Source organism: Streptomyces sp. NPDC002588, assembly GCF_040295925.1.
In the GTDB taxonomy this organism is placed as follows: Bacteria; Actinomycetota; Actinomycetes; order Streptomycetales; family Streptomycetaceae; genus Streptomyces.
Genome location: NZ_JBEOWF010000020.1, coordinates 159,437 through 174,610 on the forward strand (window position 1 = coordinate 159,437; position 15,174 = coordinate 174,610).

14 protein-coding genes are annotated in these 15,174 nt (G+C 72.1%); 9 read left to right on the forward strand and 5 right to left on the reverse strand.

Going from position 1 to position 15,174, the window contains the following annotated elements:
• The first annotated feature begins 47 nt into the window (after nt 1-47).
• Entirely contained in the window at nt 48-545 is a 498-nt protein-coding gene (locus ABT057_RS23960) for an SgcJ/EcaC family oxidoreductase (RefSeq protein WP_352345610.1), read from the forward strand.
• On the opposite strand, the gene ABT057_RS23965 is transcribed toward ABT057_RS23960, so the two are convergent.
• Nucleotides 511-1,863: a sensor histidine kinase gene (locus ABT057_RS23965; protein WP_352345611.1), complete on the reverse strand. Its 1,353-nt coding sequence runs from the start codon at nt 1,861-1,863 to the stop codon at nt 511-513. The two genes, ABT057_RS23960 and ABT057_RS23965, sit on opposite strands and share 35 nt — an antisense overlap.
• Nucleotides 1,860-2,570, reverse strand: a complete 711-nt coding sequence (locus tag ABT057_RS23970; protein WP_352345612.1) for a response regulator transcription factor — start codon at nt 2,568-2,570, stop codon at nt 1,860-1,862. The genes ABT057_RS23965 and ABT057_RS23970 overlap by 4 nt, the downstream gene beginning before the upstream one ends.
• A gap of 167 nt (nt 2,571-2,737) precedes the next feature.
• Between ABT057_RS23970 and ABT057_RS23975 the strand changes: the two genes are divergently transcribed.
• From ABT057_RS23975 to ABT057_RS23990, 4 genes are all read left to right on the forward strand, one after another.
• Entirely contained in the window at nt 2,738-4,012 is a 1,275-nt protein-coding gene (locus ABT057_RS23975; RefSeq protein WP_352345613.1) for an aspartate kinase, read from the forward strand.
• Nucleotides 4,012-5,070, forward strand: coding sequence for an aspartate-semialdehyde dehydrogenase (locus tag ABT057_RS23980; protein WP_352345614.1), 1,059 nt, complete (start codon nt 4,012-4,014; stop codon nt 5,068-5,070). The genes ABT057_RS23975 and ABT057_RS23980 overlap by 1 nt, the downstream gene beginning before the upstream one ends.
• 413 nt (nt 5,071-5,483) lie before the next feature.
• Nucleotides 5,484-6,059: a SigE family RNA polymerase sigma factor gene (locus ABT057_RS23985; RefSeq protein ID WP_352345627.1), complete on the forward strand. Its 576-nt coding sequence runs from the start codon at nt 5,484-5,486 to the stop codon at nt 6,057-6,059.
• Nucleotides 6,056-7,207, forward strand: coding sequence for a hypothetical protein (locus ABT057_RS23990; RefSeq protein ID WP_352345615.1), 1,152 nt, complete (start codon nt 6,056-6,058; stop codon nt 7,205-7,207). The genes ABT057_RS23985 and ABT057_RS23990 overlap by 4 nt, the downstream gene beginning before the upstream one ends.
• On the opposite strand, the gene ABT057_RS23995 is transcribed toward ABT057_RS23990, so the two are convergent.
• A complete protein-coding gene (locus ABT057_RS23995) occupies nt 7,177-7,986 on the reverse strand; it encodes an SURF1 family protein (protein ID WP_352345616.1) in 810 nt (269 codons plus the stop codon). The genes ABT057_RS23990 and ABT057_RS23995 overlap by 31 nt on opposite strands.
• A gap of 227 nt (nt 7,987-8,213) precedes the next feature.
• Here ABT057_RS23995 and ABT057_RS24000 point away from each other — a divergent pair, with 227 nt between their 5' ends.
• Nucleotides 8,214-10,028, forward strand: coding sequence for a S9 family peptidase (locus ABT057_RS24000; protein ID WP_352345617.1), 1,815 nt, complete (start codon nt 8,214-8,216; stop codon nt 10,026-10,028).
• Nucleotides 10,029-10,056: 28 nt separating this feature from the next.
• Here ABT057_RS24000 and ABT057_RS24005 read toward each other — a convergent pair whose 3' ends face one another.
• Nucleotides 10,057-12,015, reverse strand: a complete 1,959-nt coding sequence (locus ABT057_RS24005; protein WP_352345628.1) for an NAD-binding protein — start codon at nt 12,013-12,015, stop codon at nt 10,057-10,059.
• Between the two features lie 215 nt (nt 12,016-12,230).
• Here ABT057_RS24005 and ABT057_RS24010 point away from each other — a divergent pair, with 215 nt between their 5' ends.
• Together ABT057_RS24010 and ABT057_RS24015 are read left to right on the forward strand one after the other, a co-directional pair.
• The gene (locus ABT057_RS24010; RefSeq protein ID WP_352345618.1) at nt 12,231-13,244 is read left to right on the forward strand and encodes a permease; all 1,014 of its coding nucleotides are present in this window, start codon (nt 12,231-12,233) and stop codon (nt 13,242-13,244) included.
• A complete protein-coding gene (locus ABT057_RS24015) occupies nt 13,241-13,960 on the forward strand; it encodes a TIGR03943 family putative permease subunit (protein ID WP_352345619.1) in 720 nt (239 codons plus the stop codon). The genes ABT057_RS24010 and ABT057_RS24015 overlap by 4 nt, the downstream gene beginning before the upstream one ends.
• A gap of 16 nt (nt 13,961-13,976) precedes the next feature.
• Here the strand turns inward: ABT057_RS24015 and ABT057_RS24020 are convergent, their stop codons facing one another.
• On the reverse strand, nt 13,977-14,435 hold the full coding sequence (locus ABT057_RS24020) for a hypothetical protein (protein ID WP_352345620.1): 459 nt from the start codon (nt 14,433-14,435) through the stop codon (nt 13,977-13,979).
• Nucleotides 14,436-14,628: 193 nt separating this feature from the next.
• Here ABT057_RS24020 and ABT057_RS24025 point away from each other — a divergent pair, with 193 nt between their 5' ends.
• Nucleotides 14,629-15,033 (forward strand): BlaI/MecI/CopY family transcriptional regulator, encoded by a 405-nt coding sequence (locus tag ABT057_RS24025; protein ID WP_352345621.1) that lies wholly within the window; start codon nt 14,629-14,631, stop codon nt 15,031-15,033.
• Nucleotides 15,034-15,174 lie beyond the last annotated feature (141 nt).

Consider the following 15,174-nt stretch of genomic DNA (forward strand, 5'->3'; position numbering starts at 1 on the left):
CATCCCACAGGAACTTCCCAACAGGCGAAAGCCGCACAGGAGTTGCGATGACCCGCCAGACCCGCATACGCGCCGCCCTCGTCACCGCCACCGCCCTCGTCACCGCCGCCACGGCGTTGGCCGGGGTCAGCGCGGCCGGTTCCGAGAAGTCCCGGAAGCCCACCGAGAAGCAGATCGCCGCCCTCTTCGACGGCTGGAACGCCGCTCTGCGGACCGGCGACGCGGATGTGGTGGCCGACCGCTACGCCGAGGACGCGGTCCTGCTGCCCACGGTCTCCAACGAGGTCCGCACCGACCGCGCCGGCATCGTCGACTACTTCGAGCACTTCCTGCAGAACAAGCCGGTCGGCAAGAAGGTCCGGACGATCGTCAATGTCCTCGACGACAACTCCGCGATCGACACGGGCGTCTACGAGTTCACGCTCACCGACCCCGACACCGGTGCGAAGAGAGTCGTCGAGGCCCGCTACACCTACGAGTACGAGAAGCGCGGCGGCCAGTGGAAGATCGTCAACCACCACTCGTCCGCGATGCCCGAAGGCTGATCCGCACCGTGAGGCCGCCCCCGGGCGCGTCCGTCAGGGCCACCGTCCCGCCGTCGTCCGTCACCAGCTGTCGGACGACCGCGAGGCCGAGCCCGGAACCGGAGCGCCCGGTCAGGCCCTGGCCGCGCCAGAAGCGGTCGAAGGCGCGGGACTTCTCCGCGTCGGACATGCCCGGTCCCTCGTCCGCGACGGACAGGACCACGTCCCCGGCCCCGGCCTCGGTCCGGACGGTGATCGTCCCGCCGTCCGGTGAGACCTCCAGGGCGTTCGAGAGCACGTTGTCCAGCACCTGCTCCAGATGACCGGGACTGGCCAGCACAGACGGCCGGTCGCCGACACCACTTCCCCTGAGCGCGATGGTGACTCCGCGCTCGTCGGCGGCCGGTCTCCACACCGACAGGCGTTCCGTCACGATGTCCGTCAGGGACAGCGGTTCCGCCGCCGTCACCTTGGCCTCGGCCCTCGCCAGCACCAGCAGGCCGTTCACCAGGCGGCTCATCCGCACCACCTCGGCGGTCGCCTGCTCCACGTCCTCCCGGACGAACTCGTCGTCCACACCGTCCGCGATGTTGTCGAGCGAGAGGCGCAGGGCGGTCAGCGGGGTCCGCAGCTGGTGGGAGGCGTCCGCCACGAAGATGCGCTGCGAGGCGATGAGGGTGTCGAGGCGTTCGCCCGCCTGATTGAGGGTGCGGGCGAGGGTCCGGGTCTCCTCGGGGCCCGTCTCGGGAGTCCGGGCCGTGAGGTCTCCGTCGCTGAACCTGCTCGCCATGGAGTTGAGCGCGCGCAACGGCGCGGTGATCCGGCGGGCGGCGAACGCGCCGATCGCGGCGGCCGCGGCCAGGACGAGTACGGCGAGCCCGGCGCGGAAGCCCCAGATCTGCCACAGCCGCCTGGTCATGTCCGAGGTCGAGTAGACGATCCGTACGGCCGCCTCCCCCCGCGCGGGCACGGTGACCGTCAGCTGCCTGCCCCAGATGAGGTCCGAGCCCCAGTCGGTGGTCGGCTCGTTCCCCCGCACGGCCCGGGTCAGTGCCGTGTCCGCGGTCGGCTTCGGCAGGTCCGCGCAGCGGCCGGCGGAGGTCACCTGGACGTCGCCGGGGGTCTTCTCGCCGTACGCCCTGGCCACCTCGGTCAGGGCCTCGCACGAGATGCGGTCGCCGTTGCCCAGCAGCAGCGCCATGGTCCTGGCCTCGCGCAGGACGGACAGCTCGGTGTCGTCCCGCAGCTGTCTGGTGAGGGTGAAGGCCACCGGCACCGTGAACAGCAGGATGGCGACGGCGACGAGCAGGATGTAGCTGCGGACGAGCCGGCGGTTCATGAGGGCCCGGCGCCCTCGACGGCGTCCCCCGCGGTGTCCTTGACGATCTCCAGCCGGAAGCCGACGCCCCGCACCGCCTCGAGGGTGAGGACTCCGGCGAACTTCCGCCGCAGCGCCGCCACATGCACGTCCAGCGTCTTCGTCGGGCCGAACCAGTTCGCGTCCCAGACCGCTTCCATGATCTGCTCGCGCGACATCAGCGCGCCCGGCTCCTCGGTGAGGAAGGCCAGCAGGTCGTACTCCTTCGGCGCGAGGGCGACCTCCTCGCCGTCCACGTGCGCCCGGGCCGCCCTGCGGTCGATCGTGAGGCGGGAGCCGTACCGGTCCGCGCCGGTCCCGGCGGCCGCCGTACGCGGCTGGACGCGGCGCATCACGGCCCGTATTCGGGCGATGACCTCACGTACTCCGAAGGGTTTCGAGACGTAGTCGTCGGCGCCCAGCTCCAGGCCGACCACCCGGTCCGTCTCGTCGCTGCGCGCGCTGATCACGATGATCGGCACGTCGCCGCGCCCGCGCAGCGCCTTGCAGACGTCGAGGCCGTCGGTGTCGGGCAGGCCCAGATCCAGGAGGACGACGTCGTACGGGCCGGAGTGGGCGAGGGCGGCGGCGCCCGTGGTGACCCAGTCGACCTCGAAGCCGTAGCGCCTCAGTCCCCGCCGCAGTGACTCGGCGACCGGCTCGTCGTCTTCCACCAGGAGTACGTGCACGGATCGCACACTAGTGCTTGAAACTTAATTCACAGCCATCACTTGCCCGTAAGGGGGAAGGAACCTCCCGGACGGTCGTCCGGCATCTCACCATCCGATACCTCGGGGGCGGATTTCGGGCGCTCGTTAGACTGAGCCGACTGGACAGAACTGAGCGAGGAGCGCACGTGGGCCTTGTCGTGCAGAAGTACGGAGGCTCCTCCGTAGCCGATGCCGAGGGCATCAAGCGCGTCGCCAAGCGGATCGTGGAAGCGAAGCAGAACGGCCACCAGGTGGTCGTCGTCGTTTCCGCGATGGGCGACACGACGGACGAGCTGATCGATCTCGCCGAGCAGGTGTCGCCGATGCCTGCCGGGCGTGAGTTCGACATGCTGCTGACCGCGGGAGAGCGGATCGCCATGGCCCTGCTGGCCATGGCGATCAAAAACCTGGGTCACGAGGCCCAGTCGTTCACCGGCAGCCAGGCAGGCGTCATCACCGACTCGGTTCACAACAAAGCCCGGATCATCGATGTCACGCCGGGGCGCATCCGCACCGCGCTGGACGAGGGCAACATCGCCATCGTCGCCGGGTTCCAGGGTGTCAGCCAGGACAAGAAGGACATCACGACCCTGGGTCGCGGTGGGTCCGACACCACCGCCGTAGCCCTCGCCGCCGCGCTGGACGCCGAGGTCTGCGAGATCTACACGGACGTCGACGGCGTGTTCACCGCCGACCCGCGTGTGGTGAAGAAGGCGCGGAAGATCGACTGGATCTCCTTCGAGGACATGCTGGAGCTCGCGGCCTCCGGCTCCAAGGTGCTGCTCCACCGCTGTGTGGAGTACGCCCGCCGTTACAACATCCCGATCCACGTCCGGTCGTCCTTCAGCGGACTGCAGGGCACGTGGGTCAGCAGCGAGCCGATCGAAGGGGTCAAGAAGGTGGAGCAGGCCATCATCTCCGGTGTCGCGCACGACACCTCCGAGGCCAAGATCACGGTCGTCGGCGTGCCGGACAAGCCGGGCGAGGCCGCCGTGATCTTCCGCACGATCTCCGACGCCGAGATCAACATCGACATGATCGTGCAGAACGTGTCCGCCGCGTCCACCGGGCTGACGGACATCTCGTTCACCCTTCCCAAGGCGGAGGGCCGCAAGGCCATCGACGCCCTGGAGAAGAACAAGGTCGGCATCGGTTTCGACTCCCTGCGCTACGACGACCAGATCGGGAAGATCTCGCTGGTCGGCGCGGGCATGAAGACGAACCCCGGCGTCACGGCCGACTTCTTCACGGCGCTGGCCGACGCGGGCGTGAACATCGAGCTGATCTCGACCTCCGAGATCCGCATCTCGGTCGTCACCCGCGCCGACGACGTCAACGAGGCCGTGCGTGCCGTGCACACCGCCTTCGGGCTCGACTCCGACAGCGACGAGGCCGTCGTCTACGGAGGCACCGGACGCTGATGACGGGCATCAGCCGACCGGCGCTCGCGGTCGTGGGGGCGACCGGGGCCGTCGGCACCGTCATGCTCCAGATCCTGTCCCAGCGGGCGGACATCTGGGGCGAGATCCGTCTTGTCGCCTCGCCGCGCTCGGCCGGCCGCAAGCTGGCCGTACGCGGCGAGGAGGTCGAGGTCGTGGCCCTGTCGGAGGAGGCCTTCGACGGGATCGACATCGCCATGTTCGACGTGCCGGACGAGGTGTCCGCGCGCTGGGCGCCGATCGCCGCCGCCAAGGGCGTGGTCGTCGTGGACAACTCCGGCGCCTTCCGGATGGACCCGGACGTGCCCCTGGTCGTCCCCGAGGTCAATCCGCACGCGGCGCGCGTCCGGCCGCGCGGGATCGTCGCCAACCCCAACTGCACGACCCTGTCCATGATCGTCGCCCTGGGTGCGCTGCACGCCGCGTACGGGCTGCGCGAGCTGGTGGTGTCCTCGTACCAGGCGGTCAGCGGGGCCGGCCGGGCCGGGGTGGAGACGCTGCGGGAGCAGATCTCCCTCGTCGCCGGTACGGAGCTGGGGACCAGCCCCGGTGACGTGCGGCGTGCGGTCGGGGAGCGGACGGGCCCGTTCCCGGAGCCGGTCGCGCTGAACGTCGTACCGTGGGCCGGGTCGCTGCGGGAGGACGGCTGGTCGTCGGAGGAGATGAAGGTGCGGGACGAGTCCCGCAAGATCCTCGGGCTGCCGAAACTCCCGGTGGCCGTGACCTGCGTCCGCGTCCCGGTCGTCACGACGCACTCCCTCACCGTGCACGCCCGTTTCCAGGACACCGTCACCGTCGGCGGCGCCCGCGAGATCATCGCCACCGCGCCCGGCGTCGTCCTCTTCGACGACCCGGAGGCGGGGGAGTACCCCACGCCCGCCGACGTGGTCGGCACCGACCCGACCTGGGTGGGCCGGGTGCGCCGCGCGCTGGACGACCCGACCGCGCTGGAGCTGTTCGTGTGCGGCGACAACCTCCGCAAGGGCGCCGCGCTCAACACCGCGCAGATCGCGGAGCTCGTGGCGGCGGAGCACTCCTGACCCGTCGGTCAGGAGTGCTGGGCGGGCCGGCGCGAAAAAGCCCTGGCCAGAGACTTGGGAAAAGTGTGAGCCGGTCGATGGTTCATACCACTTGTCTCGGACAGCGTTGTCGTCTGAAGATTGCCGAAGACTTCCTCCCCGTTCTCCGCAACCGCGCGGAGGGCGGGGAGCGTCTTTGCGGTCCCGGCGTGGGGACGCCGTGATCCGGGCGTGGGGACGCCCGTTCATATGGGATACAAGGGAAGAGCAGGACACATGAGACGGGTACGTGTGGCGTCGGCCGCCGCAAAAGTAACGTCCGACGCGTACAACCTCCACGGGGTGACGTGTGTCCAACTGGCGTGGCAGAGGTACTCGAACTTCCCAGGGCTCGCGCAGCCCTGCGACTCCGCGCGGCCGGGGCGCCCGGCGGCATGCCGGTGATCGCCCCCATGCCAGCAGCGCGGCCCGCCCGCATACCCAGCCAGCGCGAAGGCGCCGAGGAAGCGGTGGTGGCCGGTACCACCGTCGACCACCTCACCGAGACCTACCGGGCCCACTACCGCTCGCTGCTCGGCCTCGCCGCCCTCCTCCTCGACGACACCGCCTCCTGCGAGGACGTCGTCCAGGAGGCCTTCATCCGCGTCCACTCCGCCCGCAAGCGGGTCCGCGACCCGGAGAAGACCCTCGCCTATCTGCGCCAGACCGTCGTCAACCTCTCCCGCTCCGCCCTGCGCCGCCGCATCCTCGGCCTGAAGCTCCTGTCCAAGCCGATGCCGGACATGGCCAGCGCGGAGGAGGGCGCCTACGACCAGCTCGAGCGGGATTCCCTCATCAAGGCGATGAAGGGCCTGCAGCGCCGCCAGCGCGAGGTCCTGGTGCTGCGATACTTCGCGGACATGACCGAGGCGCAGGTCGCCGAGACCCTCGGGATCTCCCTCGGATCGGTCAAGGCGTACGGCTCGCGGGGCATCGCCGCCCTGCGCACCGCGATGGAGGCGCCGGCGTGAGCGACGAAGCCGAGGGACGGGGCTCCCACGAGCGCCACGAGCCGTTCGCGTGGCACGAGCCGACGCCGCCCCGCACCGAACCCCCTAAGCACTCGCACCCTGGGAACTCAACCGTGAACCACCACCTCGACGACCAGGGCTCCGGCGGGCTCGACTCGGACGAGCTGGCACTGCGCCGGATGCTGCACCAGGCGGTCCAGGAGATGGAACCGCGCGACGGGACGCTGGACCATCTGCGCCGGGCCGTCCCCGCGCGCCGCGCCCGCAAGCGGCAGGCCGCCGTCGGCATGGCGGCCGCGGCCCTGTTCGCCTGCACCGCCGTCCCCGCCGGGATCCATGTCGCGGCCGCGGGCTCCGACGCCGACCCGGCGATCGCCGGCCAGGCCTCCCAGTCCGAGGGCTCCGGCGGCGAGGGCAAGTACCCCGACGGCGGATCCTCCGGCAAGGTCGGCGGCTCCACCGGCAAGACCGGCGAACACGGCAAGGACGGCGGCACCGGCACCAGCGGAAGCAAGGGCACCGGCGGCGGCACCGGCACCTCCAGCGGAAACGGCCCCGTCGCCACCGCCCCCGCGACCGCCCCCGCCTGCACGGCCTCCCAGCTCGGCTCCACCTCGGCGAGCGTCGACGTCGCCGACTCGGCCGGCATCGTCTACGGCACCTTCCGCGTCGTCAACGTCTCCAGCGCCTCCTGTACCGTCGCCGGCGCCGTCACCCTCACGGCGACCGCCCAGGGCGCAGCCGACGCCACCAGGATCGGCGTCGTGGCGCACGCCTCCGGAGACACCGCGGCCGGCCTGCCCGACCCCTCCCTCTACGTCACCCGGCTCGCCCTCGCGCCGGGCTCCGCGTACGACGTGAAGTTCGCCTGGGCCCCCTCGGACGCCTGCCCCACCACGGGCGGCAGCACCGACGGCAGCACCGGCGGCGAGGCGTCCCCGTCCCCGTCGCCGAGCGAGGAGGACACCACCACCACCGGTGACACCAGCTCCGGCACCTCCACCCAGATGGTCATCGAGGACGGCACGGCCGACGGCAGTGTCCTGGTGACGTACACCGCGGACGACGGCTCCACGACGGTGTCGGCGACGGTGCCGAACGCGTGCGCGGGGACGATCTACCGGACCGGCGTCCTGGCGTCGTCGTGAACGTCTGACCCGGCGGTCTCCTCGGGCACGATCCCGAGGGCGGCGTCCCGGGCGAACTCGACCTCGCGCCGCAGCAGCCGGAACCACATGAACACCACGAACCCGGCGAAGACGAACCACTCACCGGTGTAGCCCAGGTTCTGGAACGCCTTCAGATCGAGCCCCGTGTCCGGCGCCGCGCTGACCGGCACCGTCGTCATCCCCGGGTCCGCGGTGTCGAGCGTGACCCAGGCGTCGTAGACGTCGTACGGCACCAGGTTGACCAGGGAGGCGGCACTGATCGCCGCGGTCTGCCCGGCCGGCAGACCGCCCTGTGCGCTCACCCCGTCGTCACCGGGCTGCTCGGAGGCTTGTAGCGCCCCGCTGACGGTGACCTCCCCGGACGGCGGCGCGGGAGCCTTGTCGTCGTCGGCACTCCCCGGCAGCCAGCCCCGGACGACGGGCAGCGCCTTCCCGTCGGCCGTCCGCAGCAGGGTCAGCACGTAGAACCCGTTCCGGCCCGCCAGCTCCCGCCCCGGCACCAACAGTTGCCTGCCGTAGCGCCCGCGCGCGGTGACCTGCCTGCCGGCGGTCTCCTTGTCCACCGGCAGCATCTCGGCGAGCGGCCGCGCCGCCTGGGTGCGGTTGGACTCGACCTGCGCCTTCGCGTCCCGGTGCTCGTCGACCCGCGCCTCGAACCGGCTCAGCTGCCAGGACCCCATGAACACGCAGAAAGGGATGGCCACCAGCACGAAGACGTTGATCCCCCACCACCGGGGCGACAGCAGAAACCGGTACACGCCCCCCACGGTACGGGGCGGACGCGGGGGAGCCGCTGGCGGGGTTGGTGACGGGAACCGGGTGCGCCCGGGCACGGCCGTGGTCCACCGGGCGCACGGGGACCGCCGTGAGAATAGGGCCACAAGCTCAGAACCGCCTTGAAGATCGGTGAAAGCTTGGTTTGAAGTTGTCCACGGGCCGGGGACTGTGGCGGTCGATCGGCGTCGCGGGCGGGCAGTATGGGGTCATGACTGAGAGCTACGGATCCGACGCGTCGGAGTTGTACGAGGAAATGCCGGACTGGGAGAAGCGCTTCAGGGCACCTCGGGTGTCGTTGCCCGACTGGGCGGAGGACGCGCCGAACCGTTCCCTGTTCGTTTCCAATGCGACCGGCACGTACGAGCTGTACGCCTGGGACCGTGCCACGGGCGAGCAGCGCCAGGTGACCCAGCGGGCGAACGGCACGACGGACGGCGTGCTGTCCCCGGACGGCGCATGGATCTGGTGGTTCGACGACAAGGACGGCGACGAGTTCGGCGTCTGGCGCCGCCAGCTGTTCGAGGGCGGTGAGGACGAGCTGGCGACACCGGGTCTCGACCCGTCCTACCCGGCGGGGCTGGCCCTGAGCCGGGACGGCCGTACGGCGGTGGTGGGCCGTTCCACGGACGAGGACGGCACGACCATTTACGTGGCGCGGGTGGGGGAGTCCCCCTTCGAGCTGTACCGCCACCGCGAGTCGGCGGGCGTGGGCGACCTCTCCCACGACGGCTCCCTGATCGCCATCGAGCACACCGAGCACGGCGACGCGATGCACTCCGCGCTGCGCGTCCTGCGGCCGGACGGCACGACCGTCGCCGAGCTGGACGACACGCGCGGCGGCTCGGAGGAGCTGGGCCTCGAGGTGCTCGGCTTCGCGCCCGTCGAGGGCGATACCCGTCTGCTCATCGGGCATCAGCGGCGCGGCCGCTGGGAGCCCCTCGTGTGGGACGTGGCGACCGGCGCGGAGACCGACCTGCGGCTGGAGCTGCCGGGCGATGTGAGCGCCGAGTGGTTCCCGGACGGCTCCGGGCTGCTGATCGCGCACAGCTTCGAGGCCCGGAGCGAACTGCTGCGGTACGACCTGGCGGACGGGAAGCTGGTGAAGGTCCCGACCCCGGCGGGCACGGTGTCGGGGGCGACGGCCCGTCCGGACGGCAGCGTGGAGTACCTGTGGTCGTCCGCCGCCGAGCCGCCGGTGGTCCGTTCCACGACCGGCCGGGTGGTCCTGGACCCGCCCGGCATGAAGTCCCCGGGCTCGGTGCCGGTGGAGGACGTGTGGGTGGAGGGCCCCGGCGGCCGGATCCACGCCCTGATCCAGAAGCCGGCCGGCGCGAGCGGCCCCCTCCCGACCGTCTTCGACATCCACGGCGGCCCGACCTGGCACGACAGCGACGCCTTCGCGGCGGCCCCGGCGGCCTGGGTGGACCACGGCTACGCGGTGATCCGGGTGAACTACCGCGGCTCCACCGGCTACGGCCGCGCCTGGACGGACGCGCTCAAGGTACGGGTCGGCCTGATCGAGCTGGAGGACATCGCGGCGGTCCGGGAATGGGCGGTGTCCTCGGGTCTGGCCGACCCCTCCCGGCTGATCCTCACCGGCGGCTCCTGGGGCGGCTACCTCACCCTGCTCGGCCTCGGCGTCCAGCCCGACGCGTGGGCCCTGGGCATCGCCGCGGTGCCCGTCGCCGACTACGTCACGGCATACCACGACGAGATGGAGGCCCTGAAGGCGATGGACCGCACCCTGCTGGGAGGCACCCCGGAGGAGGTCCCGGACCGTTTCGAGGCGTCCTCGCCCCTGACGTACGTCGACGACGTCAAGGCCCCCGTCTACATCTCGGCCGGAGTCAACGACCCGCGCTGCCCGATCCGCCAGATCGACAACTACGTCAAACGCCTGGAGGCCAGGGAAGCCGTCCACGAGGTCTACCGCTACGACGCGGGCCACGGCTCCCTGGTGGTGGACGAGCGCATCAAGCAGGTGAGGCTGGAACTGGACTTCGCGGAGAGGCACCTGCGGTAGCCGGGCCGGGGGAGGCGGCCGGCACGGCTCAAGGGGTGGTGATCCCGCGCCCCCGCCGCCTCCCCAGCAGCTCCGCCAGCCCCCTCCGCGTGGCCGCCAGCACCACCCGGTCCTGGTCCCGGAGGACGTACGTGTCGGGCAGGTCCCACACCAGCCCTTCCCCGCCCCGCCGCTCGTCGCCCGTGTCCAGCGCCAGCACCCGCCAGTACCCCGCCCGGAACGCCTCCCCCACCGTCCGCCCCGCCAGCTGCGGACACCCCCCGACCTCCAGCGCGGCGAACAGCAGCACCCGCCGTTCCACCGGAATCGCCCCCAGGATCTGCCGCCCCATCATCGCCCCGGCGAAGGACGGCGCCGACAGATGGGACACGCTCCGGCTGCGGGTCAGCGCATGCGGGTGCGCGGCACGCAGGGTGCGGTACACGGCGGTCGCGAAGTCGTCGTCGTACAGCCGCAGTACCACCCGCAGGTCCGGCCGCAGGGTCCGGGCGTACAGCGAGGCCTCGAGGTTCGTCGTGTCGGAGCTGGTCACCGCGAGCAGCGCGTGCGCGCGGTGGATCTTCGCCGCCTCCAGCACCCCTTCCTGGGTGACGTCCCCCAGCACCACCGGCACCCGCAGCCGCCGCGCCACCGCGAGCCCCCGCGCCTCCGGCCCCGACTCCACGCACACCACGGGAATGTCCAGCTCCCGCAGCCGGATCAGCACCCGGGTGCCGATCTTCCCCAGCCCCAGCAGCACCACGTGCCCGCCCAGTCCCCGGGGCGGCCGTCTTAGCGACCCCGCCCCGCGGAAGGTGCCGAGCGCCTCGAGGACCGCCGCCAGCAGCACCGGCAGCAACAGCAGCCCCATCAGCCCGGACAGGAGTTGCAGCACCTGACGGGCCGTACTCGCCCCGAGCGCCGGGTCGTTGATCGCGAACAGGTCCAGCAGGGTCAGGTACAGCGCGCCCAGCGGATGGATCCCGGTCACCACCCACAGGGCCACCGCCAGCGCGAACACACAGCCCACCAGGCCGGCCAGGGAGATCCGCAGCCGCCGCGAGAACAGGGAGGCGAAGGACGGCACGGCTCCCACGCCCCGCCCGGCGGGCAGCGCGGGCCCGGCCGAGTACGCCACCTGCTCCAGGACGACCGACCCGCGCCGCCCGGCCGCCTCCCGCACCGCCGCCGCGTCGGGCAGCAGCAGCGGCCCCTGCTCCCCGCTGCTCTCGGAACCGTCCGCGAAGGCGGGGTCGTTGCCGTTCGCGGAGAGCAGCGCGAGCGTGGGCAGCCCGTCCTGGGGGACCGGCTCGCCGGGTTCGGACACCGGACGCTCCACGGCCCGCAGCAGCAGCCCGTCCGTCTGGACGACCTTGGTGGTGCCGGCGACGGCGGACGCGGCCAGCGCGGGTGCGGCGGTGTCGGCGTCGGACAGCACGGTCGTGGAGGCGTCCCCGGACTCGTTCCCGTTCCCGCTCCCGCTCCCGGAGGAATCGCCCGAGGGGTCGCCCGGTGGGTCGCCCGGGGTGGCGTTCGAGGTGGCGCCGTAGGCCAACGCGGCCGCCTGGTCGAGGAGTTCCTCGATGTGCTGGCCGAGCCGCCGGTTGTAGAGGCGGAGCACGAGCCGCAGCCGGGGGTTGAGGCGCCGGGCGGTGAGGGCGGCGCGGATATTGGTCTCGTCGTCGTCGTACACGAGCGCCAGCGCGGCGGCCCGTTCCACGCCCGCCTCGGCGAGCACGGCCTCGGTGGGCTCGACCGCCTCCAACGTCCGGTCCGTGCGCGAGGGTTCACCGGTGGCCGGGGCGGTGCCGTTGCCCGCCGCCCGGCTGACCGCCGCGCTGACCATCCGGTCCAGGAAGGCCGCCGACACCGCGCGGGCCCGCCCGACGACGGGCGGCCGCACCGAGCGTTCGGCGGGCGGTATCACGAGGGTGACCTGTTCCTCGTAGACTCCGCGCAGTTCGGCGGCGAGCCGGTGCGCGAGGCCGTCGTCGCCGCACACCACCATGTGCGCGCCGGCGCCGCCCGGCGCCCGGCCCTGATTCGGAACGCTCCCCGCAAGACTGCCCACGAGAGAGAAGACTGCCGCACCGGGGCGGGAGGTTCCAGGACGGTTCCCGGGAGCTTCCCCCGGGGGCGGTGAACGTGCGGCGCGGAACTCCCGTATGAATGGGGAGGGAAGGCGAGAAACAGGACGAGACACAGGCGGAGGTGCCCGAAACCGTGGCCATCACCAAGGCGGCCCCGCACGCGGAGGCCACGCGCCGGGAGCCCCCGCCCGAGGAGCGCGGACGGCTGACCTCACCCCTCGCCCTCACCATGCTCCTGCTCCTGCTCGTCCTGCTCCAGAGCCCCATCCGCCGTGCCCTGTCCGCCCCGGTGATGCAGAGCTGGACGACGGTGTTCGTGGCGGTCGTCATCCAGGCGCTGCCGTTCCTGGTGCTGGGCGTGCTGCTGTCGGCGGCGATCGCGGTCTACGTCCCCCCGTCCTTCTTCGCCCGCGCCCTGCCCTCCCGCCCCGCGCTCGCCGTCCCGGTGGCCGGGCTCGCGGGCGCGGTGCTGCCGGGCTGCGAGTGCGCGTCGGTGCCGGTGGCCGGCGCGCTGGTCCGCCGGGGCGTGACCCCCGCCGCGGCCCTCGCGTTCCTCCTCTCCGCTCCCGCCATCAACCCGATCGTGCTGACCGCGACCGCGGTGGCCTTCCCGCGCAACCCCGAGATGGTCGTGGGCCGTTTCGTCGCCAGCCTCCTCGTCGCCTGCGCGATGGGCTGGCTGTGGCAGCGGGTGGGCCGCACCGACTGGATGCGGCCCCCGGCGCACGCGCACCACGAGGGGCAGACCAAGGGCGCCGCGTTCTGGGACTCGGTCCGGCACGACGTGATGCACGCCGGCGGCTTCCTGGTGGTGGGCGCGATGGCGGCGGCGACGCTGAAGTCGGTCGCCCCGGCGAGCTGGCTGCGCACGGCGGCCGACAACCCGGTGGTCGCGGTCCTCGCCCTCGCCGTCCTGGCGGTGATCCTCTCCATCTGCTCGGAGGCGGACGCGTTCGTCGCGTCGTCCCTGACCCAGTTCTCCCTGACGGCCCGGCTCGCCTTCCTGGTCGTGGGCCCGATGATCGACCTCAAGCTGTTCGCGATGCAGGCGGGCACCTTCGGCCGCGGCTTCGCCCTGCGCTTCGCCCCCATGACCTTCGCGCTGGCCATCGCGTCGGCCGTACTGACAGGAGCGGTCCTGCTGTGAACCGACAGTCCCAGGCCGCCGTCCTCTTCCTGCTCGGCGCGGCCCTCCTGCACGCCGGCACCACCGACCTCTACCTCCGCTACGTGAAGGCGGGGCTGCAGCCCCTGCTGCTGGCGTCCGGCGCGGTCCTGATCGTCGCGGCGCTCGCGACGGCGTGGTACGAGCGCCGCAGGGCGCGGCAGCAGCGGGAGGCCGACGGGCACACGCACCCCGAGCCCCGGATCTCCTGGCTCCTCGTCCTTCCCCTGCTCGCCCTGATCCTGGTCGCCCCGCCGGCCCTCGGCTCGTACAGCGCGACCCGCACCGGCACGGCCCTGCAGGAACCCCTCGCCTACCCGGCCCTCCCGGCCACCGACCCGCTGCGCCTGGGCGTCGTCGACTACGCGGGCCGCGCGGTCTACGACCACGGCCGCTCCCTCGCCGGCCGCCGGGTCCAGCTGACCGGCTTCGTGGCCCTGGACCACTCCGGCACGCCCTATCTGGTGCGCATGGCCCTCAACTGCTGCGCGGCCGACGCCCAGCCGGTCAAGGTCGGGCTGACCGGCGCCATCCCCCCGGTCCTCCAGCCGGACGCCTGGCTGACGGTCACCGGCACCTACACCCCGCGCGAGTCCCGCGACCCCGTCAACAACGGCCGTATCCCCTTCATCGAGGTCACCACGGCCAAGCCGACGAAGACACCCCGGGATCCCTACGACGAGTCGTACAACAACTGACCCGCCGGCCGAACCGTCAGCCGGCGGAGGGCGAGGCGTTGTTGAGGCCGTTCTCGCTGGAGTCCTCGATGGTGCCGCCCAGTTCGGCGCGGGCCTTCTCCATGGCCGAGCGCGGGTCGGCGGACAGGACCCAGCGGTTGCCGACCAGGTAGACGCCGCCGTACATCTGGGCGGTGTCGAGCCAGCCGCTCTGCCCGTCGGCGGTGTCGAAGGTGACCAGCACGTACTTGGCGTCCGCCGAGTCGCACAGGCCCTGGCGGTAGTCGAGGGTCTTGCCCGCCTCCTTCGGCTTCGTCGTGCAGCCGACGGCCTTGCCCAGTGCCTCCAGCGTCATCGGACGGGCCGACGGCGCCGCGCTCTTCGTCGCGGCCGCCGGCTTCGCGTCGTCGTCGCCCCCGCCGCACCCGGCGAGCAGGAGCGCCGCGGCGGCCACATACACCGGGGCACCGAGCAGACGACGGACGGGACGGTACATCGGGGCTCCCAACACGGGGCGGGGCATCGGTCCTTGAGAAGTACGGGGGGCGGCACCGGGCTGTTCACCGGGGCCGGCCCACGTCCGTCTCCGTGACGATCACGCCCGTTCCTCTACAAACCTGTAGAGGAACGGGCGGGCGCTCCTACAATGGCCGCCGGGGAAACGGACGGCGGCGCGGAGGAGACAGAGCGTGACGGATCACCGGCAGCGGCCCCGGCGGCGGCGGGGGCAGGGCGAGCTGGAGGTACTGGTCCTGTCGGCGCTCAGGGAGGCGAACGGACCGGCCACGGCCGGCTGGGTGCAGCAGCACCTGGGCGACGACCTCGCCTACACGACCGTCATCACGATCCTCACCCGGCTGCTGGCCAAGGGCGCGGTCACCCGGGAACGCAGCGGGCGGTCCTTCGCCTGGCTGCCCACGTCGGACGAGGCGGGCCTCGCCGCCCACCGGATGCGCCGGGTGCTGGACGCAGAACGGGACCGGGGAGCCGTACTCGCCAGCTTCGTCACCGGCCTCGGCACCGACGACGAACGCCTCCTGCGCGAACTGCTGGGCACACCACGCGACGACCATGAAAACGGCCGGAGTTCCTGAAGCCGCCCGCCCCTCCTTCTCCCACGGAGATCCCTCAGCAGGGCCTTAGGGCCCTTCTGATGGATCTCCGCGGCGTCGCGACGCCCGGCACGCACTCTCGCCGCACCGGACAAAAGCCCTAGTAGCTCCGCTACGAGGGCT